The organism is Kaistella treverensis (genome assembly GCF_900114045.1).
In the GTDB taxonomy this organism is placed as follows: domain Bacteria; phylum Bacteroidota; class Bacteroidia; order Flavobacteriales; family Weeksellaceae; genus Kaistella; species Kaistella treverensis.
Map to the genome: position 1 here is coordinate 399,473 of NZ_FORQ01000001.1, position 24,205 is coordinate 423,677.

At 39.0% G+C, this 24,205-nt stretch carries 21 protein-coding genes; 12 read left to right on the plus strand and 9 right to left on the minus strand.

Features of this window, described 5'->3' with window-relative positions; translation table 11 throughout:
* Nucleotides 1-355 precede the first annotated feature (355 nt).
* The 3 genes from BMZ55_RS01990 to BMZ55_RS02000 all read right to left on the minus strand — a co-directional run bounded on the left by BMZ55_RS01990 (nucleotide 356) and on the right by BMZ55_RS02000 (nucleotide 5,064).
* Nucleotides 356-1,810 carry an LptF/LptG family permease gene (locus BMZ55_RS01990; RefSeq protein WP_089818191.1) on the minus strand — a complete coding sequence of 485 codons (1,455 nt, stop codon included), beginning with the start codon at nucleotides 1,808-1,810 and terminating at the stop codon, nucleotides 356-358.
* Between the two features lie 71 nt (nucleotides 1,811-1,881).
* The gene (locus BMZ55_RS01995) at nucleotides 1,882-2,529 is read right to left on the minus strand and encodes an outer membrane lipoprotein periplasmic chaperone LolA1 (protein ID WP_089818193.1); all 648 of its coding nucleotides are present in this window, start codon (nucleotides 2,527-2,529) and stop codon (nucleotides 1,882-1,884) included.
* A gap of 66 nt (nucleotides 2,530-2,595) precedes the next feature.
* Nucleotides 2,596-5,064 carry an FtsK/SpoIIIE family DNA translocase gene (locus BMZ55_RS02000; protein ID WP_089818195.1) on the minus strand — a complete coding sequence of 823 codons (2,469 nt, stop codon included), beginning with the start codon at nucleotides 5,062-5,064 and terminating at the stop codon, nucleotides 2,596-2,598.
* Nucleotides 5,065-5,337: 273 nt separating this feature from the next.
* Here BMZ55_RS02000 and BMZ55_RS02005 point away from each other — a divergent pair, with 273 nt between their 5' ends.
* From BMZ55_RS02005 to BMZ55_RS02025, 5 genes are all read left to right on the plus strand, one after another.
* Nucleotides 5,338-5,571: a hypothetical protein gene (locus BMZ55_RS02005; RefSeq protein WP_039344743.1), complete on the plus strand. Its 234-nt coding sequence runs from the start codon at nucleotides 5,338-5,340 to the stop codon at nucleotides 5,569-5,571.
* Nucleotides 5,572-5,643: 72 nt separating this feature from the next.
* Complete coding sequence (locus BMZ55_RS02010) at nucleotides 5,644-5,937, plus strand: hypothetical protein (protein WP_089818198.1); 294 nt, start codon at nucleotides 5,644-5,646, stop codon at nucleotides 5,935-5,937.
* A gap of 119 nt (nucleotides 5,938-6,056) precedes the next feature.
* A complete protein-coding gene (locus tag BMZ55_RS02015) occupies nucleotides 6,057-8,042 on the plus strand; it encodes a urocanate hydratase (RefSeq protein ID WP_089818200.1) in 1,986 nt (661 codons plus the stop codon).
* Nucleotides 8,043-8,372: 330 nt separating this feature from the next.
* On the plus strand, nucleotides 8,373-10,757 hold the full coding sequence (locus BMZ55_RS02020; RefSeq protein WP_089818201.1) for a TonB-dependent receptor: 2,385 nt from the start codon (nucleotides 8,373-8,375) through the stop codon (nucleotides 10,755-10,757).
* Nucleotides 10,758-11,135: 378 nt separating this feature from the next.
* Nucleotides 11,136-11,513: a GreA/GreB family elongation factor gene (locus tag BMZ55_RS02025; protein ID WP_089818203.1), complete on the plus strand. Its 378-nt coding sequence runs from the start codon at nucleotides 11,136-11,138 to the stop codon at nucleotides 11,511-11,513.
* 17 nt (nucleotides 11,514-11,530) lie between these two features.
* On the opposite strand, the gene BMZ55_RS02030 is transcribed toward BMZ55_RS02025, so the two are convergent.
* Nucleotides 11,531-13,084, minus strand: coding sequence for a S41 family peptidase (locus BMZ55_RS02030; RefSeq protein WP_089818205.1), 1,554 nt, complete (start codon nucleotides 13,082-13,084; stop codon nucleotides 11,531-11,533).
* A gap of 82 nt (nucleotides 13,085-13,166) precedes the next feature.
* Nucleotides 13,167-13,772 carry a bifunctional nicotinamidase/pyrazinamidase gene (gene pncA, locus BMZ55_RS02035; RefSeq protein ID WP_089818206.1) on the minus strand — a complete coding sequence of 202 codons (606 nt, stop codon included), beginning with the start codon at nucleotides 13,770-13,772 and terminating at the stop codon, nucleotides 13,167-13,169.
* A 120-nt stretch (nucleotides 13,773-13,892) separates the two neighbouring features.
* Between pncA and BMZ55_RS02040 the strand changes: the two genes are divergently transcribed.
* From BMZ55_RS02040 to BMZ55_RS02050, 3 genes are read left to right on the plus strand one after another with little or no spacing between them, the layout of a single operon-like run.
* Entirely contained in the window at nucleotides 13,893-14,429 is a 537-nt protein-coding gene (locus BMZ55_RS02040; RefSeq protein ID WP_089818208.1) for a YfiT family bacillithiol transferase, read from the plus strand.
* Nucleotides 14,430-14,466: 37 nt separating this feature from the next.
* Nucleotides 14,467-14,841: a bacillithiol system redox-active protein YtxJ gene (gene ytxJ, locus BMZ55_RS02045; protein WP_039344719.1), complete on the plus strand. Its 375-nt coding sequence runs from the start codon at nucleotides 14,467-14,469 to the stop codon at nucleotides 14,839-14,841.
* A gap of 3 nt (nucleotides 14,842-14,844) precedes the next feature.
* Nucleotides 14,845-15,435, plus strand: coding sequence for a Crp/Fnr family transcriptional regulator (locus tag BMZ55_RS02050; RefSeq protein ID WP_089818210.1), 591 nt, complete (start codon nucleotides 14,845-14,847; stop codon nucleotides 15,433-15,435).
* Between the two features lie 46 nt (nucleotides 15,436-15,481).
* On the opposite strand, the gene BMZ55_RS02055 is transcribed toward BMZ55_RS02050, so the two are convergent.
* Nucleotides 15,482-16,348, minus strand: coding sequence for a sigma-70 family RNA polymerase sigma factor (locus BMZ55_RS02055; protein ID WP_039344711.1), 867 nt, complete (start codon nucleotides 16,346-16,348; stop codon nucleotides 15,482-15,484).
* 456 nt (nucleotides 16,349-16,804) lie between these two features.
* On the opposite strand from BMZ55_RS02055, the gene BMZ55_RS02065 reads away from it, so the two are divergent.
* Both BMZ55_RS02065 and BMZ55_RS02070 read left to right on the plus strand, forming a co-directional pair.
* On the plus strand, nucleotides 16,805-17,668 hold the full coding sequence (locus tag BMZ55_RS02065; protein ID WP_089818214.1) for an aldo/keto reductase: 864 nt from the start codon (nucleotides 16,805-16,807) through the stop codon (nucleotides 17,666-17,668).
* 140 nt (nucleotides 17,669-17,808) lie between these two features.
* A complete protein-coding gene (locus BMZ55_RS02070; protein WP_039344707.1) occupies nucleotides 17,809-18,165 on the plus strand; it encodes an RNA recognition motif domain-containing protein in 357 nt (118 codons plus the stop codon).
* A gap of 100 nt (nucleotides 18,166-18,265) precedes the next feature.
* Here the strand turns inward: BMZ55_RS02070 and BMZ55_RS02075 are convergent, their stop codons facing one another.
* From BMZ55_RS02075 to BMZ55_RS02085, 3 genes are read right to left on the minus strand one after another with little or no spacing between them, the layout of a single operon-like run.
* Nucleotides 18,266-20,065, minus strand: a complete 1,800-nt coding sequence (locus BMZ55_RS02075) for a DUF4153 domain-containing protein (protein ID WP_089818216.1) — start codon at nucleotides 20,063-20,065, stop codon at nucleotides 18,266-18,268.
* Nucleotides 20,066-20,090: 25 nt separating this feature from the next.
* Entirely contained in the window at nucleotides 20,091-20,603 is a 513-nt protein-coding gene (locus tag BMZ55_RS02080) for a BlaI/MecI/CopY family transcriptional regulator (RefSeq protein ID WP_089818217.1), read from the minus strand.
* Nucleotides 20,604-20,610: 7 nt separating this feature from the next.
* The gene (locus BMZ55_RS02085; RefSeq protein ID WP_089818219.1) at nucleotides 20,611-21,210 is read right to left on the minus strand and encodes a phosphatase PAP2 family protein; all 600 of its coding nucleotides are present in this window, start codon (nucleotides 21,208-21,210) and stop codon (nucleotides 20,611-20,613) included.
* A 164-nt stretch (nucleotides 21,211-21,374) separates the two neighbouring features.
* Here BMZ55_RS02085 and pdhA point away from each other — a divergent pair, with 164 nt between their 5' ends.
* Complete coding sequence (pdhA, locus tag BMZ55_RS02090) at nucleotides 21,375-22,379, plus strand: pyruvate dehydrogenase (acetyl-transferring) E1 component subunit alpha (RefSeq protein WP_089818221.1); 1,005 nt, start codon at nucleotides 21,375-21,377, stop codon at nucleotides 22,377-22,379.
* A gap of 92 nt (nucleotides 22,380-22,471) precedes the next feature.
* Entirely contained in the window at nucleotides 22,472-24,118 is a 1,647-nt protein-coding gene (locus tag BMZ55_RS02095; RefSeq protein WP_089818223.1) for a 2-oxo acid dehydrogenase subunit E2, read from the plus strand.
* Nucleotides 24,119-24,205: the final 87 nt, after the last annotated feature.

Below are 24,205 nucleotides of genomic sequence, written 5' to 3' on the forward strand. Positions count from 1 at the left end.
ATGCTTTTGTGGTTTACTAAATTTTATCTGCATTTTAGGCAAATTTTTCGAATTTGTAAAAGTCTGATGTTGAGCAAGAAGCGACTGCCAATACTTTCAACGTTTTTGTGGTTTATTAAATTTTAGTTGCTTTTCATGCAAATTTTTTGGTTTTGAAAATTTTAGCGCGAGCGAAGCGAGCGTCAATATCCACCGAATTGTCACTAGCCCGGATTGAAGCGGCATCCTTTTGCGAAGCGCAGCGCAGAAAAAGATACAGCGAAAAGCCGGAAAAAACTTCTAAATAAAATACAAAAAAGTGCACGTTGTACGGCAAATAAAAAGGATCAATAATATTAATCCTATTTTATTTTAACTACCGATAACGCTGGTGTTCTTTGTTTTTCGAAAATTTTGCAATAATCGGTTTGAAAAGCGCTTTATATTTTTCAATATCGAAAAGTTGAGAATCTGTCAATGCTTTATAAGTGAGCCAAATTCCGAACGGAAAAAGCACCATATTCGGGAGCCACGCCGCTAAGTACGGATCCATCTCGCCCGCCCACGCGAAGTTTTCTGCCGATAAATTCAGTAAATAAAACAGGATAAATACCACAATCGCAATAACTACCGGAAGTCCCAGACCGCCTTTCCGGATAATTGAACCTAAACTGCTGCCGATTAAAAAGAAAATAATACACGTCACGGAATATGAAACAATCCTTTGCTGATGCATAATTACGCGCGAAAAATAGCCGTGCATATCTTTAATCTGCGAATCTTTACCTAAGGTCGTAAGCTTTACATTTTCAATTTTATTGTACGCTGAAAACAGCATTTCGTTTTTTTCTTTTTGCTTCAAAGAATCAACGTTCGGTGGCGCGGTAATTTTCGTCTGTGCTTTTGTATTATCAATGTACGTCACATAGCTGTTCGCCTGACTCACCAATTCGTAAGTCATGTTGTTCAGGATATTTTCGTTGCTTTTTTTGGTTTCTTTGATGGTGCTGTTCAACTCCAAGATATTCTGGAAAGAGTAGTCATCAGTGATTTTTTCAGCTTCAATGGCTTTATTAATGATCTCCGAAATGTTAAAATGCGACACCAGTGTATCGAATTTTATCGCCTGGTCGGGCTGTTTTAAACGTTGATTATAGTCGGCGCCGCTTAGTTGATCTTCATAAACATGACCGTTAAACAGAACCAACTTCAGAAAATTTGGGTTTGCGGCCGGAACAAATTTTCCTTTTTCAGCTACGATAGATTGCTGGTCTTCAAAGGAGTTTGCCATTCTGTGAATGAAAACGCCGGTTAAATTTTCGCCGCTATCGCCGGATATTTTGTCAAATTTTACACTGTAACCCGGAATTTGCTGAATAAACTGTCCGGGTGTGAAATTTAGGGCAGGTTTTGAAGCCGCGATATTATAGAGCATATTTTTGGCTTTCCGCTGGAAATCGGGGACGACATTATTGGAAAAAACGAATAAAAGAAGGGAAAAAAATAGCGTGGTAAAAAACAGCGGCAACATAATTCGCGTCAGCGAAATTCCTGCGGCTTTCATCGCCGCAAGCTCGTAACGCTCACCGAAATCACCGAAAGTCATAATAGATGAGAGCAAAATGGTAAGCGGCAAAACCAATTGCACCACAATAGCAGAAAGGTAGGAGAGGAGTTTCAGGATTTCCCAGTAACTCAAACCTTTTCCGGTGAATTGCGCCAGGCGGATCCAGATAATATTAACCACGAAAATGAAAAACAGCACGCTGAAAATGAAAACGAACGGGCCGAAAAAAGTTTTGATGACGTAGCCGTCAAGTTTTTTTATCATGCGTCAAATTTACCAAAAAAAGTCACAAAGTATTTGGCTTTGTGACTTATTAATATGATTGTAGCTGGTTTTTACAGCTCAGTAATTAAATAATTCTTGTAATTATCTTTATTAAAGCTAAACATGCTGCTGCTTAGGTTTTGGTTTTCGCGATAATCCTGAATGGCGATTACCGAAACATTGTTATCTGAGGTAAATTGCTCGATTTTTACGAGTTGTTTTTTCGGACCGTTGACGAAAATTCTGACTTCTTTAATGCCGTTGGTTTTTGTGGGCGTCAACTTAATGTAATCAGCATTTACGCCATTTACATTCAGTTTTCCAATATATTTTACGTTGTATCCTTTTTTATATTCTTCAATGTAATTCAAAGGGGAAAACATTTGTTCGCTGCCGGTTGGCTTTGCTACGGTAACTTCCTGATCTTCTGCGGAAATATTATAGATTTTATTTCCGTCAAAAATCTGCTCCGTACCCATAATTTTCAGTTTGTACTGATCATCTGCAGAGTAAAAAATTCCGGGTTCTGTTTTGGTAACTTTCTGTCCTGTTCCAGTTCCGTAAACAAATTTGAAGTAGACGTTTTTTTTGCTTTTATAATTGTTCGCAACAGCATCTAAAATGCTTTTTGCTTTGGCATCTATTTTCTGTGCTGAAAAACTTGCTGTGGTTGCGACAACTAAAATTCCTAATGATATTTTTCTAAAAAGTGTTTGCATTATTTGTGATTTGCGTTTTTGATTAAAATTTTAAAGCGAAGTTAAACTTATGTTTAAAATCAAGCTTTATTTGCGCAAACCTTCCAAAAACTGTTCCAAAGAATTGAGGTCTGAAATCAGCACTTCACGCGCCTTTGCGCCGTTAAAACCTCCTACAACGCCGCTGGCTTCAAGCTGGTCCATAATTCGTCCGGCACGGTTATAACCCAATTTCAGCTGGCGCTGTAACATTGAAGTTGAACCTTGCTGCGTGGAAACTATGATTCTGGCAGCATCTTCGAAAAGTACATCTTTTTCATTTGGGTCAAAAGCTGCAACTGTGGAAGTACTTTCCTCGCTTGAATATTCCGGAAGCATAAAAGCACTGGCGTAGCCTTTTTGTTCCCCGATAAATTCAGCAATTTTTTCAACTTCAGGAGTATCAACGAATGCACATTGCAAACGCATGATCTCATTGCCGTTAAAATAAAGCATATCACCTTTACCGATAAGTTGGTCCGCGCCCGGTGAATCCAGAATCGTACGGGAATCTACACTTGAAATTACACGGAAAGCCGCTCGGGCAGGGAAGTTGGCTTTAATCATACCGGTAATTACGTTTACCGAGGGTCTTTGCGTCGCCACAATCAGGTGAATTCCCACGGCGCGCGCCAGCTGTGCTAAACGGGCAATTGGCAATTCAACTTCTTTTCCCGCAGTCATAATTAAATCTGCGAATTCGTCCACCACCAAAACGATGTAAGGCAAATAGCGGTGACCGTTTTCCGGGTTCAGTTTGCGTTCGGAAAATTTCTTGTTGTATTCCTTGAGATTTTTACAAAATGCATTTTTCAGCAAGTCGTAGCGCTGATCCATTTCGATACAAAGGGAATTCAGCGTGTTAATTACTTTGTGCGTATCGGTGATAATTGCGTCTTCGCCATCCGGAAGTTTTGCTAAATAATGTCGTTCAATTTTTGAGTAAAGTGAAAGTTCCACTTTTTTAGGATCAACCATTACGAATTTCAGTTCGCTTGGATGCTTTTTATAAAGCAATGAAGTTAAAATCGCATTAATACCAACCGATTTTCCCTGTCCGGTTGCTCCAGCCATCAAAAGGTGAGGCATTTTAGCTAAATCTGCGATGAAAATTTCGTTCGAAATGGTTTTACCAAAAACTACCGGCAAATCCATGTCTGTATTTTGAAATTTCTGCGACGCAATAACGCTGCGCATCGAAACCATTGAAGGATTTTTACGCGGGACTTCAATACCGATTGTTCCTTTTCCGGGCATCGGCGCGATAATCCGGATTCCCAACGCAGAAAGATTCAGCGCGATGTCATCCTGTAGTTTTTTAATTGAAGCTACTCGAATTCCGGCTTCGGGAACGATTTCATACAACGTAACAGTCGGTCCGATTGTCGCTTTAATTTCCGCAATCCCAACATTAAAATTTTTAAGAAGTCCAACGATCTTATTTTTATTTTCCTCTAATTCGTCCTTATTTATAGAGATTTCCTCGTTTCCGTAATCACGAAGCAGATCGATGGTCGGCATCTGGAATTTTGCCAAATCAAGTTTATGGTCGTAGTAACCGTGCTTATCTACCAATTCCTGTGATTTTAAATCAGATTCGTCCAACACATCTACTGGTTTCGCAACTTCAACTTTAAAATTTATTTCTTCCTCTACAGGCATATTTTCCAAAATTGGCGGTGTACTAGCCAAATTTAAATTGATTGAATTTGCAGCAGTTTCACCATCATATGAAGTTTGGTTCGGTGTTTTTATGGTTTCAAATTCCGGCTCCGGCGCACTATTTTTTACCGGCGCTGAAAGATTTTCTTTCTGGATTCCGGCACTTTCGGTTACGGTAATTAAAGGAGATTCAACCTCCGAAAAATGTTCAAGTTCTTCATCCGCTTCAAAACTTTCAGCAGATTTCGGCAGCATTCCTTTCACGCGGCCGACGGTGTTGTCGTTCAAATCCGTCAGTTTTGATTTGATATTATTCGGATTTAAATTAAATTCTAAAATAAAATACAGCGCAATACTTACCAGAATTACAAGCCACAAACCGGCAGTTCCAATTACAGAATTCAGGAAATCCATGATTTGAAAACCGTAAACACCGCTTAAAACGCCTTCGCCTTGGGTGATCGCGCCGAAAAAAATCGGCAACCAACAAATGAAAAACAGCGAATGTCCAATTGTTTTCCAGGGTTTGAAATAATTTTTTTTAAGAATAATTAAACCACATACAAAAAACAGAAATGCTACTAAAAAAGCCGCAACACCAATACTTTCGAAAATAAAAATATTTCCCAGCCAATCGCCGATTTTACCGAAGAAATTCGATGATTTTATGGTTTTGTCCAGCATGGTTCCGGCCTGGCTTTGGTCGGCCTTCCAGTTCATGAGGTATGAAACGAAAGAAAGTGCCGCCACCACGGAGATGAGCAGAAATAAAATACCGAAAAATATACGAGGTTTAGAAAGGATTTTGTTTTGGTCCATCGCGGCGGATGGCGTTTTTTTAGCGCTTTTTTCCATAATATCAATGTCGACAAATTTAATAATATATTTCAATTAATTTCGGCTGTGACCTATAATATTTCGATAATTCAGGAATATTTTGGTTTAAAAATGATGTTTAGAAATTTCAGTTTTTTGCCGCTTTTAAGGGCAAATTTTTCATTTTAAACTTTTGACTGTTTCTAGGTTAAAATTAAATTTTGAAATTTTATAAAATTAAATTTTCGGCAAGGCTTAATAATTGCACTTCAATTGCGTATTCAGTATTTCATTAATTACAAAACCGAAGTCATGGAAAATAATAAAAACCTTCCGGAAGACACCGAAAAATCTATAGAAAGCGGATTACCAATAAATGAGCGAAGATTGCTTACCGAGGAAGAACGAAAATTAAAAAGCATAGTTGATAACCGAAATCGCAAAGTTGCGGAAAACGCCGTTCCGCCGGATTCCTGGGAAAACCAGCAAAAAGCATACAATGACGCCTGGGAAAATAATAAAAACCGAGAACTGGACGATGATTAATTAAGAGCTATTATATAAAAGGAGTGATTTTTAAAAAAAAGCATCAAACATCAACCAAAAAATTATAAAATTATGGGACTTTCAGACAATATCGAAGAACAAAATGAAAAGTTAAAACAAATGAATTACAGTCCGGAAAAGGATATTTTTAATCAGGAAGAACATGTTCCGCTTGATGGCGACGGAAATCCAATGCTTAACGAACAACCGGATGTAGAGCGCCTAGGCGACGATTTGGACGTACCGGGAAGCGCAGCAGACGACGCAATGGAACAAATCGGTTCGGAGGACGAAGAAAACAATTTTTACAGCCTCAGCGATAATGAAGACAATCACGAAGAAACCAACGAAGACCTTTTAGGCTAAAATTAAAAACCTTGCTGCAAAGCAAGGTTTTTTAATGCAAAGATGGAAATTTGCTTTGTATTTCTTAATTTGAATATCTTTAAAAACAGAAAAAACCATAAATTTCGAAAAACAAAACCATGACTTTTCAAGAAGAAATCCAGCAGGGAATTCCTGATTTTTTACCACAGCCAAAACCTTATAATCCAGCAATAAACCACGCGCCGAAACGCAAAGATATTTTAACTTCCGAAGAAAAAATACTGGCGCTGAAAAACGCCTTGCGCTATTTTGATCCGAAATTTCACGCCGAACTGTTGTCGGAATTCCGTCAGGAGCTGGAAGATTTCGGCCGCATTTATATGTTTCGTTTTCGTCCGGAATATGAAATGAAAGCACGAAATATCGCCGATTATCCCGGAAAATCTGAGCAGGCAAAAGCCATTATGCTGATGATTCAAAATAACCTCGATTATGCCGTGGCGCAACATCCGCATGAGCTGATTACCTATGGTGGAAATGGCGCGGTTTTTCAAAATTGGGCGCAATACCTTTTGACCATGAAATATCTTTCGGAGATGTCGGATGAGCAGACTTTGGCAATGTATTCCGGACATCCGATGGGATTATTTCCGAGTAATAAAGATGCGCCGCGCGTCGTGGTCACCAACGGAATGGTGATTCCAAATTATTCAAAACCCGACGATTGGGAAAAATTCAATGCTTTAGGTGTTTCGCAATATGGCCAGATGACTGCCGGAAGTTTTATGTACATCGGTCCGCAGGGAATTGTACACGGCACCACGATTACAGTTTTAAATGCTTTCAGAAAAATAAAAAAATCGCCGAAAGGTGGAATCTTTTTGACTTCCGGTTTGGGCGGAATGTCCGGCGCACAGCCAAAAGCCGGAAATATTGCAGGCTGTATAACAGTTTGTGCCGAGGTGAATCCAAAAATTGCCAAAATCCGGCACGAGCAGAAATGGGTTGATGAAATTCATGAAAATCTTGATGATTTGGTTGAAAGAGTTCGAAAAGCACAGCAAAATAAGGAAACGGTTTCGCTCGCCTATCTTGGAAATGTGGTAGAAGTTTGGGAAAAATTCGACTTAGAAGGGCTAAAAATTGACATCGGTTCTGATCAAACTTCTCTTCACAATCCGTGGGCTGGCGGTTATTATCCGGTCGGAATTTCATTCCAGGAAGCCAATAAAATGATGGCAGAAAAGCCCGAAATATTTAAGGAAAAAGTTCGCGAAAGTTTACGACGACACGCTGCGGCAATAAATAAGCACACCGATAACGGCACCTACTTTTTCGATTATGGAAATGCATTTTTGTTGGAAGCGAGCAGAGCAGGCGCTGATGTGATGTCGGAAATCCGGAGTCTGGGGCGAGAATTTAAATATCCGAGTTATGTGCAGGATATTATGGGACCGATGTGTTTTGATTATGGTTTCGGGCCGTTTCGTTGGGTTTGCGCAAGCGGAAAACCGGAAGATTTAGCAAAAACCGATGAGATTGCCTGCGAGGTTTTAGAAAAAATTATGAAAAATTCGCCGGCAGAAATTCAGCAGCAAATGCATGATAATATAACGTGGATTAAAGGCGCGCAGCAAAATAAATTGGTTGTCGGTTCGCAGGCGCGAATTCTTTATGCTGATGCTGAAGGTCGCATGAAAATCGCGGAAGCTTTTAATAATTCCATAAAAAAAGGAGAAATAGGCCCAATAATTTTAGGTCGTGATCACCACGATGTTTCAGGTACCGATTCTCCGTACCGCGAAACTTCGAATATCTATGATGGTTCGCGTTACACGGCAGACATGGCGATTCAAAATGTAATCGGCGACAGTTTCCGAGGCGCGACATGGGTTTCTATCCATAACGGCGGTGGAGTTGGCTGGGGCGAAGTTATAAATGGTGGTTTCGGGATGTTGCTGGACGGGAGCCCAGATGCTGAACGGCGTTTAAAATCCATGCTTTTCTGGGATGTCAACAACGGAATCGCGCGTCGCAGCTGGGCCAGAAATGACGGAGCTGTTTTTGCAATTAAGCGTGCGATGGAAATGGAACCGAATCTGAAAGTTACGCTGCCAAACTTTGTAGACGAAAAACTACTTTAAGTTATAAAAAAATAGTAACTAATTAACCTTGCAGACCTTGCAAGGTTTTTTTTGTTGAAAACGGTATTTTTTTCATCGATAATATAAATAGTATTAATTTATACTAACGTGTATTATTTAGTAAGTAAATGTACTATATTTGAAAAACCAAATTATGAGAAAAATGCCATTAAAAAAATTGGAAAAATTTGCCTTTAAAAGACTTGATTTTTCCGTTTTTACTGGTCTGAAAAAATTAGTTTTAGTTTCATTATAGTGTTTTTGTAGTTAGTTTTTAATGTAAGCGTCCTATTTTCGGGGCGCTTATTGTAATTTTACCAAAAAAATTTTATGAAGTTTCTCTTTTCCTTTTTTTTAATCGCCGTGTCAGTCGCTTTTTCGGCGCAAACCGGAGGCATCAACATCAACGTATACGATGAGTTCAGCAAAAAAGCACTTCCAGCTATAGTTTCGATTTCAAACGATGGGCGCACATTTACCGGTGAGGGAAATATTGCGGTGAGCGATCTTCCGTCCGGAAATTATACTTTTGAAATTCGCTCCGCGAATTATGAAACCGGCTTTTTAAAGGACATTAATATTCTTCCGAACCAAAATTTAACGTATTCAATTGGTTTAAATAAAGTCGCGCAAAAAATCGACGAAGTTGTTGTCACCAAAAAACAATACAAGACCACAGCAGAAAGTCCGCTTTCCCTGCGAAATATTACGAGTGAAGAAGTGCAGAAAAATGCCGGTTCAACGCGAGATGTTTCCAAAGCGATTTTAAGTTTTCCCGGTGTTGGAAGCACTGCTACTTTCAGAAATGATTTATTTATCCGCGGTGGAAGTTCTTCTGAAAATAAATTTTACATCGACGGTATTGAAGTTCCCGTAATCAACCACTTTCAAACGCAAGGCGCTTCCGGCGGTCCGCGTGGCATCATCACTATCGATTTTGTAAAAGATGTAGATTTCTACAGCGGTGCTTTTCCGGCTGCACGAAACGGCGTATTGTCGTCGCTGTTTGAATTCAATTTGAAGCAGGCGCGAAAGGATAAATTGGGTTACAAAGCCGTGATCGGTTTGGACGATATGCAACTGATGGCCGACGGTCCGCTTTCGAAAGATCAATCCTGGACCGGACTTTTCAGCGTAAGAAAATCCAATTTGCAGCTTTTGTTCAAAGCCATCGGTTTACCGTTTTTGCCAAGTTATTACGACGCCACTTTCAAAGTCGCTAAAAAATTCAAATCCGGTGATGAATTGTTTTTCCTGGGTTTAGGCGCAAAAGACAGCTTTAAATTTAATGAAAATGCGGAAAATACTTTATCAAATCTAACTTTGATTGAGCAGCTTCCGGTTTCACCACAATGGAATTATACTTTTGGCGCGGGCTACCGTCACCTTGCCGAAAATGGAAACTGGCTTTTGACCGCAAGCCGAAATATGCTCGATAATCAAGCTTTAAAATATTACCGAAATATTGAAGTTCCAGAAAACTTGCTTTATGATTATAAATCTCAGGAAAGCGAAAATAAAGTGCGTTTTGACCGCAATTTTTCTTTGAATGATTATAAATTCAGCGCTGGAACGAACGTGAATTTTGCGAAATATTTTAACAATTCAACCATAAAAAATGTGACGCAAAATGCTGTAAATTTTGATGAAATTTTTTCTGAGCTTAATATTGTGCAATATGGTTTGTATGCGCAAACTTCGAAAAGATTTTTCAGCGACCGCCTGCAGCTTTCGGGAGGTTTTCGGATTGATGCGAGCAATTATTCCGATGAAACAAACAACCCTTTAGACCAGTTTTCCCCACGTTTTTCATTAAGTTATAAACTTACGCCAAAAGTTTCCCTGAACTTCAACACCGGAATTTTCTACCAGCTTCCGGCGTACACGTCGCTTGGATATGAAGAAAATGGTGAATTCATTAATAAAAATACTTTAAAATACATCAGAAACTCCCATTTGGTGGGTGGTGTGGAATATAACGGTGACGATAATCTACGCTTTACGGTGGAAGGTTATTTTAAAAAATACAAAAATTATCCGTTTTCGCTCCGTAACGAAATTTCTTTGGCAAATGTCGGCGGAGGTTTTGGCGTAGTTGGAAATGAGCCGCTGGATTCACGCGGTTTTGGTGAAACTTATGGTTTGGAATTTTTGGTTCAAAAAAGAACGGTTAATAATTTTTACGGAATCATGGCGTACACTTTTGGTTACTCGAAGTTTTCGAATGGTGAAGGAAATCTGTTGCCGTCGAGCTGGGATTCGCGACATATTTTGGCGCTTACCGCCGGAAAATATTTCAACCGAAACTGGAACCTGGGCGCGCGCTTCCGTTTGCAATCCGGTTTGCCGGAAACGCCGTATGATTTGCAGCGCAGCGCTTTGGTGAGTATCTGGAATATTTCCAATGGTCCGTTGCAGGATTTTAACCAGTTAAATTCTCAACGCGGAAATCTTTCGCATCAGCTGGATTTGCGCGCTGAAAAGAAATGGATTTTCAGTAAATGGCAATTTACAGCGTACATTGATGTTGTAAACGCTTATGGATCAAAAAGCCCGAGCCGTTTGCCGGTCGTGAATTTACAGCGCGACGCTAATAACAACGGAATTATCGCCAATCCGGAAGCGTCACAAAACGAACAGTATTATTTGCTTCAAACCGGTGAAAACGACGGTTCTACACCGTTACCATATTTCGGTTTTATTTTCGAATTTTAGAAAAAATGAAAAATTTACTGCTTTTAGCGGCAAATAAATATTTAGCAATGGTAAAATGTAACTGTTTGTAAATCTAATATATAAGTCCTATCTTTGCTTTTCAGTAGAAACAAAAATGACGTTAGTTTACCTTTTTTTGGAGAAATTTTCAGACGATGTAAAGTCGTCATTTTTGTGCTATCTGCTTGACGACAAATTTCTTAAAAATTCTAAAGAGTTTATATAATCCTCCCTGTCGCGGTTCAGGGCAGGGAACTTCCAAAATTAAATACTCAATTCATCAATTTTGAATGCTTACGCAGAAAATCAAACCAATAATTTTGTTTCTGCCTGAATCAGCTTTGGTATTCAAGAATTAAATTTAGAAAAGAAATCAACATGTCCGAACAAATCATTTTAACCACAGGTATTTACGACTTAATTAAAGAACATTTACGCAGAAAAGGCACAACCATCGAAGAAGAAGAAATTCTTTTAAACCAGCTGAGATATGCAAAACAGGTGCGCCGCCGCGAGTTGCCCGAAGACGTTGTAACGGTAAACCGCGCGATTACGGTGAAAGATATAGAAACCGAAGAAGAGGAAAAATTCCTTTTTGTGCAGACGAGCAAAGAAAAAGTAAAAAAGGGAAAATATTCCATTTTATCGCCGATAGCGCTTGCAACAGTAGGAAATAAAGTTGGCGATGTAATTACGTGGCCATTTAAAGATGGCGATAAGAAAATCGAAATTCTTAATGTTGAACACTATAATTAAAAATAAAAAAAAACTCCTTATTTAGGAGTTTTTTTTGTTTCTGCTTTCTTGATGTCATTAAAAACCCATTGAAGCTGAATATCTTTTTTCTGAAAAATTTGCTCTAAAGTGGGCAGAATTTTTTCATCCGGAACCACGCCTTTTTTTGTAAAAGTAAAATCGATATCCGGCTGAATGAGCATCAATCCAATCGGCAGTTTTAGCTTGCTGTTCGGCAGTTTTTTCGTAGAATATCTTCCGGCAACGGTGCCGTCATTTGCGCCGCCGGTTTCTTCACCAACCAAAAAAGCGCGTTGATCATTTTTTAATTTCGAAGCGATGATCGACGAGGCGGAAAAACTGCTGCCGTTGATCAGAATATAAATTTTGCCGGTAAAACGGTCTTTTTTTGGTTTTCTTATGGAGAAAAATCCGTTATTCTTCAGGAAAAAACCGTCGTTTTCTTTTTTCACCGAAAGCGCCGAACCCACAAAATAAAACGGATAAACTAAAACCGCAAGCGGTTTCAGCAAAGTTGGGAATTCGCGGAAATAATCTGCCTGCAACATCGAAGCGCGCGATGTAACTTCAATATCATTGATAAACTGAAAATTCTCGGAAACCAAGTAGGAATAAAGGTTATTGATTTCTGCCAGCGAGCCGCCCAAATTATCGCGGATGTCTAAGATTAAATATTTTGCCGGTGATTTTTTTAAAACAGCAAAACTCTGGCGGTAAAATTTCCGCGAATAGGTGCCTGAAAAAGTTTTGATTTTCATGTACGCAACCGCAGAATCTTTCTGCGGAAACTGCAGATCTCGGTTGAAACTTTTGGTGATGATATTATAATCTTTGGTTTTTCCCGAATCGCTTTTGGTGAGTTTTTTCTCCTGCTTTTCCTTGCTTTTCAGCTCTTTTTCGGTTATTTTTTCGCGGCGCAGATAAAATGTATTTTTTTGATTTTCAAATAATGTTTCAACTTTTACGCTGTCTAAAATCCCGAATTCTTCGGTAAAAAATGTCGGCCAGCGCCGCGCCATGGAATATTTTTGAAAAGTGGTGTTGAAACCGTCGCTATTTACAAAAGGTTTATATTTTTCAATTAAATTTTTTACGGGAATATCTTTAATGCTGATAATTTCGCTTCCGACTTTCATATTTGGAAGTTTATCCGGATTGTCTTTTACGAAAACACGGTTATCATCGACCACAAAATTATAGCGCGAAAGCAAACCTTTTTGCTTTTTCAGATCACGGATTTCTTTTTTGGTCAAGCGTTTTTCAGCGGAATATAAACGGAGATGACCCTCTCGAATATCAGCGATGACCGGCGCAAGCTTCTGGTAAAATTCGTTCGGTTTTAAAGGTTTATTGATGGTTGTTTTTAAACTGTCAAATTTAAAATCCAAGTCTTCTTTGCTGATGTACCAATACAGTTTCGGATGCAGTTTTTCCAGCTGATGCTGCGCAAAATCCACGTCTGCTTTTAGCTTTTCAGCGGAAACAGGCTTCTCTAATCCTTCATTAAATTTCTTCACCGAAACACACGACGTCAGCAAAAAAAAACCGGCAAAAAGGAGGAAATTTTTCAAATTTTAATTTTGCTAAAAATAATATTTAATTCAGTAAAACGAAAAAAAATCCCCTTCGAAGGGGAAATTTTTTAATTAATTTTTAGCCTAAAACCGTCACCGTGTTTTGCAGCATTTCGAAAATGGCATCTTTACCATTATCCGGTTTTACATTCACCGCGCGCGTTCCGTTAAAATGAAGACACGTGACATAACCTAATTGCGCCGCGTCCAGACACGTAAACTTTACGCAATAATCCAGCGCCAGTCCAACGATTTCTACCAACTCGATGTCGTGATATTTGAGAAAATCATCAAGGCCGGTTTTTACAAAATGATTATTGTCCTGGAAACCGCTGTAACTGTCGAATTCAGCATTGGTTCCTTTCCGGACAATATGCGTCACTTTTTCGCGGTTTAAATCCGGGTGAAAATCCGCGCCGTGCGTTCCCTGCACGCAATGGTCGGGCCACATAAATTGCGGAATGCCATTTAAAATAATGGTTTCCCCCACTTTTTTTCCGTTGTTGGAGGCGAAACTTTTATGGTCTGCGGGATGCCAATCCTGGGTGAGGACAATTTCGTCATATTCATTATCCTGCATCAGAAGGTTGATGTACGGAATTATTTCATTAGCGCCGGGTACCGCAAGCGCGCCACCGTCGCAAAAATCGTTTTGAACATCAACTATAATCAGGGCTTTTTTCATATTTCTTAAATTTTGTAAATCAGAAGCGATTCCGTATTTTTTGTAGTAAATTTACAGAACTAAACACAAATCGCCCGCCAATTCTCTGGCTGCGCCAAATAGTCTAACTGAAGAATTAAAATGGACAATATTGAACAAAAAAAATATCCAATCGGCAGATTTCCGGAACCTTCGGAAATTTCTGACCAGCAGATCGATGGCTATATCAAGAGTTTAAAAGACTTTCCGAACAAGCTAAAAAACGTGGTGGAGTCGTGGACGGATGAGCAACTGGATACGCAATACCGCGAAGGCGGCTGGAAAGTCCGGCAGGTAATTAATCATCTTGCGGACAGCAGCATGAACAGTTACATGCGCTTCAAACTGGCTTTAACAGAGGAAAATCCGACCATAAAACCATACGACGAACAGCAGTGGGCGGAACTTCAGGACAGTTTCAGCATTGAAATTAAACCTGCGATCCAAACGCTGAAAGGCGTACACAAACGTTGGGTTTATGAGCTGAAATCCTTAACCAACAAAGAATTTGAAAGCACGTTTTTTCATCCGGGTCAAAATAAAAGCATCAGTTTAAGAGAAAATCTCGCTTTCTGCGCGTGGCATTGTGACCATCATTTTGCCCACATCGACCAGTTAAAAAAAGAAAAAAACTGGTAAATAGCGGCATATTTTTACGAATTAAAATTTTTGAATTATGAGTTTTTTTGATAAAATATTTAGCAGCGACAGTTCCGCAAATTCTTCAGATACGTTTTGGAAAAATATTCAGTCCGAAGAAGATTTAGATAAAGCAATTGCAGAATCCAACGATAAAAAAGTGGTAATTTTCAAACATTCCACACGGTGCCAAATCAGTAAAAGAGTTTTAAGCAATTTCGAATCGGAAGTGAAAGCTTCGGACAAAGATGCAACGTATTATTTTTTGGATTTAATAAAATACCGTCCGATTTCGAATAAAATTGCTGACGATCTGGATGTTACGCATCAAAGTCCACAAATTATTGTTTTAGAAAATGGGAAAGCGGTGAAAAACGCATCGCACAGCAATATTTCTTTAAGTTTAGTTTAACCGATGAATAATATTACAACTTATCTTTCTGAGGTTTTAGAAGTACCGAAAGATTTAATGGATCCCTGCAGCGCGCATTATTCGGTGAAAAATGTGGCTAAAAATGAAGTTTTGCTGCAGCCGGGCGACGTTTGCCGCGAAACGTATTTTGTGGAAAAAGGTTTGCTGCGCATGTATTCTATCGACAGAAACGGTAAGGAACACATCATACAGTTTGCGCCGGAAACCTGGCTGATTTCTGACCGAAGTTCGCTGTACTTTAATGAAAAATCAAATTATTACATCGACGCTGCCGAAGATTCAAAGGTTTTGTTGCTTAACAATGATTTTTTCACGCGCATGATGGAGAAATTTCCGCAAACCGCAGAAAATAACGATTTGCTTTTGCAAAAACACATCCGCAATCTGCAAAACCGCGTAAATTCTTTGCTGGCCGACACTGCGGAAGAACGCTATATGACTTTCATAAAAATGTATCCGGATATTTTGCAGCGCGTACCGCAATGGATGGTTGCAAGTTATTTGGGAATTACGCCGGAAAGTTTAAGCCGCGTCCGAAAGGAACTGGCAAGGAAAAATTTTCAGACTTCATAAAAAAAAGGAACTCAATTGAGTTCCTTTTCTATTTTAACTAAGAATTTTATTTACCTAAATAAGATTTCAAAATCTTGCTTCTGGTATTGTGTTTCAGTCTTTTGATGGCTTTTTCTTTTATCTGGCGAACGCGTTCTCTTGTAAGGTCGAAAGTTTCACCGATTTCTTCCAAAGTCATCGGATGTTTTCCATTCAAACCGAAATAAAGTCGGACAAGATCGGCTTCACGTGGCGTTAATGTCTGCAAAGCTCTTTCGATTTCAATCTGAAGAGATTCCAACATCAAATCTTTATCCGGACTTGGTGATTCACCGGAACGCAAAACGTCATATAAATTAGAATCTTCACCTTCCACAAGCGGCGCGTCCATCGATAAATGTCGCCCGGAATTTTTCATTGATTCCTTAATGTCGTCTTCGCTCATGTCCAGCACTTCCGCTAATTCTTCCGGTGACGGCGGTCTTTCATTCTCCTGCTCAAGGTGCGCATACGCTTTGTTGATTTTGTTAATCGAACCAATTTTATTCAACGGCAAACGTACAATTCTGGACTGTTCCGCAAGCGCCTGTAAAATCGATTGGCGAATCCACCACACCGCGTAGGAAATAAATTTAAAACCTCTGGTTTCATCGTATCTTTTCGCGGCTTTCATCAAACCGAGATTCCCTTCGTTAATCAAATCGGGTAGGGAAAGACCCTGATTTTGGTATTGTTTAGAAACAGAAACCACGAAACGCAAGTTGGCTTTTATCAGTTTTTCCAGCGCCACACGGTCGCCGGCGCGGATTTTTTGTGCCAATTCTACTTCTTCATCGGCCGTTATCAAATCAACTTTTCCAATTTCCTGCAAATACTTGTCAAGCGAAGCGGTTTCTCTGTTGGTAACCTGTTTGGTAATTTTTAATTGTCTCATGTAGTAAATAGTGTCCACTTTAGGACTGCAATAGATTATACGCTGAGAAGTGCAGAAAGGTTACAAAGTTTTTATTATATTACCGTTAAGCTTTTAAAAACAAATTTTTTCGGTGTTTCAATGGCAAATTATTTATTTTTTTTGGGCGACTTTTCCGCCTTCCGTTCCCGCTTTTTTGGGGCGCGCGCTTCGCGCGCGCGCCAAAAAGAGCTCCACTCAAGTCGGGTCGCACCGCGCATGAAACATTTTAGTTTATATAAAATTACCTGCTATTTCCTTAGATTTTTTACTTTTAACAAAACCGCAAAAAAAACCGCCATTTAGCACAAAATTTTTCAAAGAAAATAAACCGCCTTAAAACGGGCATTTTTTCAGAAATTAAAAAAGCTTTCAAACAGCAATATTCAAAACCAAAAAAAATCGCCTTAAAGCGGCAAATTTTTCTAAATTGTACTCATGAATTTTTCTCCAATTATCATAGGAACCATGCGCTGGGGAATTTGGGGCGCCAATCATTCCACGCGCGACGTGCAAAATCTCATCGAAACTTCGCTCGCAGAAAATCTCACGACTTTCGATCACGCCGATATTTACGGCGATTATACGACCGAAAAACTTTTCGGCGAGGCTTTTTCAGAAATGAAAATCGACCGCGACACCGTGCAGTTCATTTCAAAATGCGGAATCGAAATGCCGTGCAAAAACCGCGATTTTAGGTTGAAATCTTATAATTATTCAAAAGAACATATTTTAAAGTCAATAGACAACAGTTTAGAAAATCTGAAAACCGATTTTCTGGATGTTCTTTTGCTACACCGGCCGTCACCATTAATGAATCCGACCGAAATCGCAGAAGCTTTTTCAATTTTGCGCGAAGAAAAAAAAGTGAAACATTTCGGAGTTTCCAATTTTTCACCGTCGCAGTTTGATTTGATAAACGACGCTTTTCCTTTAATTACAAACCAGGTTGAAATTTCGATAAACGAAACAAAAGCATTTTGCGACGGAACATTAGACCAAATGATGCTGAAAAATCTGCAGCCAATGGCGTGGTCTGTCCTGGGAAATTTTTTTACCGGCAAAACCGACCAAAATTTGAGAATTAAAAAAGTGCTGTCGCAACTTTGTGAAAAATATAATGCTGAAGAAAACCAAATTTTACTGGCGTTTATTTTGAAACATCCGGCGCGGATACTGCCTGTAATCGGAAGTTCGCGCGCGGAAAAAATCGTGGAGCTTAAAGAATCTCTGGATTTGGAGCTGAGCCGCGAAGACTGGTTTTGGCTTTTAGAAGCCAGCACAGGAAAAGAAGTTGATTAAAATAAACGCAAAAATAATTGCATATGTAATAAAATATTGTATCTTGCAACCGTTTTTATATCCTGAAATCAATTTTTGTTCATCAATTGTTGACTTTCAACTATAATTTCAACAGTATTAATAATTAATTTTTTTTTAAGATGAACATTTTTGTTTCAAACATTAACTACGCAACACAAGAACAGTCGTTGCAAGATTTATTTTCAGAATTTGGTGACGTACAGTCTGCCAAAATCATTACGGACAGAGAAACTGGGAGATCAAGAGGATTTGGTTTCGTAGAGATGAGCGACGAAGATGGCAAAAACGCTATCGAAGCTCTAAACGGGAAAGAATTGGATGGTAAAGAACTTAACATTTCTGAAGCTAAGCCAAGAGAAGACAAACCAAGAAGAAGCTTTGACAACAACCGTTCTGGCGGTGGTGGTTACGGAGGTGGAAATCGTGGTGGTGGAAGCGGATACGGTGGTTCAAGCCGTGGCGGTTCTAACTGGTAAGATTTACCTTTATAAACATAAGCGACTTTTTAAAGTCGCTTTTTTTTGGCCTAAAACCGAGGTTTTTTTCGGTTTTACCGAAATCCGAAAACCAGAGCTTTTAGTTTTTCTTCACTAAAATTAAAACAGATTCAGCATTCGTGCTGAACACTTTTTTATTTTCATTATTGGTTATTTGGACCAAATTACCAAAAATAATTCTGAATTCGTAACCGTCGATTTTTTTGGTGATGTTTAAATCAGCAATGCGAGCTTCTCCCATTCCGGGATTTTTAGCAAAAAGCTGGCGGACCTCCGGCAACAGATCAATTTTCTGCCCGTTGAAAACCAGGAAAAATTCAGATTGAAATTGGTTTTTACTCAAGTTTAGTTCCAGCTTATTTCCCTCGAAATTAAAGGAATTTTCTCTGTAAGTATACGCTTTGAAAAGGTATTGGTAGCCGCTGATGGCAATCTGATTATTTTTTGAGATAAGCGTTCTGTTTCTTTGTGTAGCTTCAACGGTGACGCTGGACGCATCGTAGCTTATATTTGTAAAATCTGCTCTGACGAGGCCATTGATCTCATACAAATTGCCTTTTTTGATATATTCTGCAAGGTTTCTTTGAAGATCACCCTTTACCAAAGTCTGTAAAAATTCACCTTCATGTCGTTTTGCGAGAAAATCGAATTTATCTGCGATGTCAGCGGCGACGGAATTATTAGTTTTTTTGTTAAAATCGATGGTGCCGTTTTTCAGCAGTTTATTTTTCGCTAAAACATTAATCAGCTCGGCTTTCTGACTGCGTTTTGCCGTTGAAAAAGCATTAAAATAAGGAAAGATTAAAGCAAATAAACCAAATGCGAACAAACTTATCGGTACGAATTTAACTGTCGGGCGCGAAATAAAAATAAAGTAAAATACAACTGACGTAAGCCAAAGCGCGATAATCAGAACGAAATATCTTGGTTCGGTGTAGCCGTACTCTAAAATTCTGGTAAAAATTGCGGTGAAAAGCAATATAATTAAAGGAATCAGCGTGTAATAAAATATTTTCGAAAACATTTTTACCCATGATTTCGCAGAATTTTCTTTTAATGGATGCACGAGCAGAATTGCAAAAATTCCAACTACGGAATAAGCAAGGATTAAATAGGAAACCCAACCGCGTGGCAATTCCCAGTTGATAAGGATTTTCGCGGAATAGAAGTATAAGATTATTGCGTATATAATTAAGAGCGGGATGAGAATGTACTGCGTGAAAAATTTCAGCACAACCGGAAAATCACCATTGCGCTCTAAATATTGCAAGCCTTTTTCATTAAAAAGCAGGAAAATAAAACAGCTTCCGAAGATGGAAAAAAAAGTAAAAATGTAACTGTAATAATGGTCGTCGAAATTGAAATCGAAAAGCTGGTCGACCGCCAAAATTGCCAATAAAACTCCGCCCGTTAGAACGCCGGTAAATATGCCTGTCAGAAAAGTATTGATGAAAAGATTCTTGTTATACTGCCAAAAATTCAGCTCTTTATTTTTTCCGATGAACGCTACGAAAGACACCAAAAGATGTGAGAGCAGGAAAACCGGAATCAGCACAAACGCGTAAACTTCGGTAAAATCTTTTTCTCGAGCAGGTAAAATAAAGTAAATAACGACCAGAACTAAAATGCCGATTAACTGTAAAACCAGTTCGCGCCCAATTCTTTGCGAAAGCATTTTAAGCCCGAAAAAAAGCGAGATTCCCAACGCTGAAACCAGCGCTACTTTTAGAAATTCAAAAGTCGGTTCAGTCGTCGGAGCGTTTAACTCTACAAAACAAATCATTGAAATGGCAGCAATGAATGCCATGACCAAAACCATAGCATAGTTTTGAAATACAGCACCGGTTTTTCCTAAAATATCCTTCAATTTGTTCAGCATTTTTTGTTGTAAAAAATTAGATTTTTTAGTTATCTTTTTTCTTTTTCTTGCTTTTCTTCTTCTCGGCTTTATTTTTTTTCTTGCCTTCTTTGTCGGTTTTTTTTGCTTTTGGCGCAGTAATTTCCGCAATGAAATCGCTGATCTCGGATTCGTTTTCTTCTTTTTTGTGCGTGGAATGAAGCGTAGTTTTTACTTCAAAAAAATCCTGAAAATCGGTGGGCGCAATTAAGTTTTCTTTGAACATCATTTTCAGCAGGTTTTTTGCGGAATTTTCGCAGTAATGCGCCAGAAAAATCTGAAGCTTAAATTTCCTGTATTCTTCGAACGGAACTGCTACCGAATATCTGAAAACCCTGCCTTCACGTGTTGAGGAAACAAATTCTTTTTCAAGTAAAATTTTCAGAAAGGTGGAAATGGTGTTTGGATGCGGTTTCGGTTCGGGATAAGATTCAATTATTTCCCGCATATAAGCCGAATGTAGTTTCCACAAGACATTCATCAGTTGTTCTTCGCCGGCAGTTAATTCGCTAATTTTCATGATTTTTTTAGGTTAATTGAATCTGGACATAAAGGTAAATAAAAGAAATTGCAGTGGCGATTACCGCGCCCGAAATTACTTCGGCCCACGTGTGTCTTTTTAAAACAACTCTGCTAACCGCAACTGCCGCTGTAATGATGATCCAACCAGCGCCAAGCAACGGATCTAAAGTGAACATCAGCGCAGCGACAAAAACATTTAAAGCGGTATGCATGGAGCTTTTTATGAAATAATTGCTGATCTGCAAAATTATCAGCAAAATCAAAAGGAAAAACAGCACCCAATCTACACGCTCGAAACGGAAGAAAACGTACATTAAATAAATGATGATGGCGCAGGCGATAAAGAAATATAAGTTCTTGCGTTGATGCCGGTCGGAAACATCAGTATCTGAAAATTCTCCGCTTTTCACTTTCCAGAAAATCCAGCCGGAAATTGGGGCAATTATCAGAAAAAAAATCGGTAAAAAATTTTGGAAAGCTTCCTTTAAACCTAAATTTTTAATGCTGAATAAAACGAAATAAATGACCAGAGAATTCATCGGATTGAAAAAATTCGAAAGCCATTTGGAAACGCGTTCTGAAGTTTTCGTGGAAGATTCTGTCATAAATATTTTTATGTGACCAAAAGTAATATTTTTAAATAACTAAAACCTGACAATTGTCCTGCTATGCTACCTATAAAGACAAAGTTTTTTATTATTTTTGCTGAATATTTATAACCAACACAAGCCGAAAGGTGAGGTGCCTATTAAAATAGCAAAATCAACACATGAAAGAATTTTCGAAAGAAGTCTACCTGCAGTGGTATGAAGACATGACGATGTGGAGAAGATTTGAAGACAAATGCCGGTCACTCTATCTCAAACAGAAAATCAGAGGTTTTTTACATTTATATAACGGTCAGGAAGCGATTCCAGCCGGTTTTACCCACGCCATGGATTTGTCCAAAGACAGCATGATCACGGCGTACCGTTGCCACATTCACCCGATGGCGATGGGCGTAGACCCGAAAAGAATTCTTGCAGAACTTTGTGGTAAAGCAACGGGAACTTCAGGTGGAATGGGCGGCTCAATGCACGTTTTCAGCAAAGAAAAAAGATTTTACGGCGGTCATGGTATTGTCGGCGGTCAGATTCCACTAGGTGCAGGTATTGCTTTCGCAGATAAATATTTTGAAACAGGTGGAGTAAACATCTGTTTCTTCGGCGATGGTGCGGCGCGTCAGGGTTCACTTCACGAAACTTTCAATATGGCGATGAACTGGAAATTACCTGTGGTTTTTGTGGTTGAAAATAACCAGTATGCAATGGGAACTTCGGTTAAAAGAACCGCGAACCACGAAGATATTTATAAATTAGGTTTAGGTTACGAAATGCCGTGTTTACCAGTAGACGCAATGGATCCTGAAAAAGTGGCAGAAGCTGCTTATGAAGCGATTGAAAGAGCAAGACGTGGCGACGGCCCAACTTTCATTGAAGCCAGAACTTACCGTTTCAGAGGTCACTCGATGTCTGATGCGGAACCTTACAGAAGCAAGGAAGAAGTTGCGGAAAACAAAAAAGACGATCCAATTGAAATCGTAAAACATAAAATTTTATCACAAAACTGGGCGACCGAAGATGAGTTGGCGGCGCTCGATGAAAAATCGAAAGATTTTGTGGAAGAATGTGTAGAATTTATGGAGCAGTCACCTTATCCGGATGAATCTAAAATCTACGATTATGTCTACGCACAGGAAGATTATCCGTTCCTGAACAAGCTTGAAAATAACTAAATCAATTTGAAGATTTGAGTTTTTTTGCCAAATAACCCGGTTATTTTCTTTTAAAGCTCGTCTTCATTTTAATATAAAACAATTTTTTAATTATGGCAGAAGTAATTACAATGCCCCGTCTTTCTGATACAATGACCGACGGTAAGGTGGCGAAATGGCACAAGAAAGTAGGTGATGCAGTCAAAGAAGGAGATATCCTGGCCGAAATTGAAACCGATAAAGCCGTACAGGATTTTGAATCAGAATTTAACGGAACGCTGCTTTACGTGGGAACCGAAGAAGGCGGTTCCTCACCTGTAGATTCTGTTTTAGCCATAATTGGTGAGCAGGGCGAAGACATTTCTCAACTGAAAGGTGGAATGTTAGATGAAGGTGTTTCTGAGAAAAAAGAAGAACAGAAAATAGACGAAGAACATAAAACGGAAAACGAATCCAGCAGCATTGAAGAAACAACAGCAGAAATTCCGGCTGGTGTGGAAGTCATTACAATGCCAAGACTTTCTGATACAATGACCGAAGGTAAAGTGGCAAAATGGCACTTTAAAGTAGGTGATGAAGTAAAAGAAGGTGATGTTCTAGCTGAAATTGAAACCGATAAAGCAGTTCAGGATTTTGAGTCTGAAGTGAAAGGAACTTTGCTTTACGCTAGCGTTGCTGAAGGTGAAGCAAGTCCGGTAGATACCGTTTTAGCAATTATCGGACCTGCGGGAACCGATGTTTCCGGCCTAACTTTGGGCGGTGCAAAAAATTCTGCATCAAAACCTGCAGCAACAGAAACTTCAGCAACAGCTGAAACTTCTCAAGAAAAAACTGAAACACCATCTGCAGAAAATTCTTCCACTGAAAGACTTGCGATTTCACCTTTAGCCAAAAAAATGGCGGAAGACAAAGGAATTGATGTGCAGTCTTTAAAAGGTAGCGGTGAAAACGGCAGAATTGTCAAAAAAGATATTGAAAATTATCAGCCTGAAACATCGGCAGCTAAATCGGAAAAAAATGCCGTTTCAGCACCGAAAAATTCAGAAGCTGCGGCGCCGGCTCCAATGAATTTTGTTCAGGGCGAAGATTCCGAAACACCAAACTCCCAGGTTCGGAATATTATCGCGAAACGACTTGCAGAAAGCAAATTTACAGCGCCACATTATTATCTGATTGTGGAAATCAATATGGATAAAGCGATTGTTGCACGCAAAGAAATAAATTCTCTGCCAAACACGAAGATTTCATTTAATGATATGATTATTAAAGCAACAGCGATTGCTTTAAGAAAACATCCGCAGGTAAATTCTACCTGGAGAGACGATAAAATCATCCACCACGGAAACATTAATGTTGGTGTTGCGGTGGCAATTCCAGATGGCTTGGTAGTTCCTGTTTTGAAAAACGCGGACCAGATGAACTACAACCAGATTTCTGCGGCGGTGAAAGATATGGCAGGCAGAGCAAAATCTAAAGGTTTGAAAGCCAATGAAATGGAAGGTTCTACTTTCTCAATTTCTAATCTTGGAATGTTTGGTATTGAAACGTTCACGTCGATTATCAACCAACCGAATTCTGCAATTCTTTCTGTAGGTGCAATTGTTGAAAAACCAATAGTAAAATACGGTCAGATCGTGGTCGGAAATGTGATGAAATTATCATTAGCCTGCGACCACAGAGTAGTAGACGGCGCAACCGGTGCCGAATTCTTACAGACTTTAAGAACTTATCTGGAACAACCGTTAACGTTGTTGCTCTAATAATTTTCTAAAATAAATAAAAGTCCTTTCCTTATGGTAAGGACTTTTTTTATAGCACAACTACATTTTTTACCGGCTATTTTACCT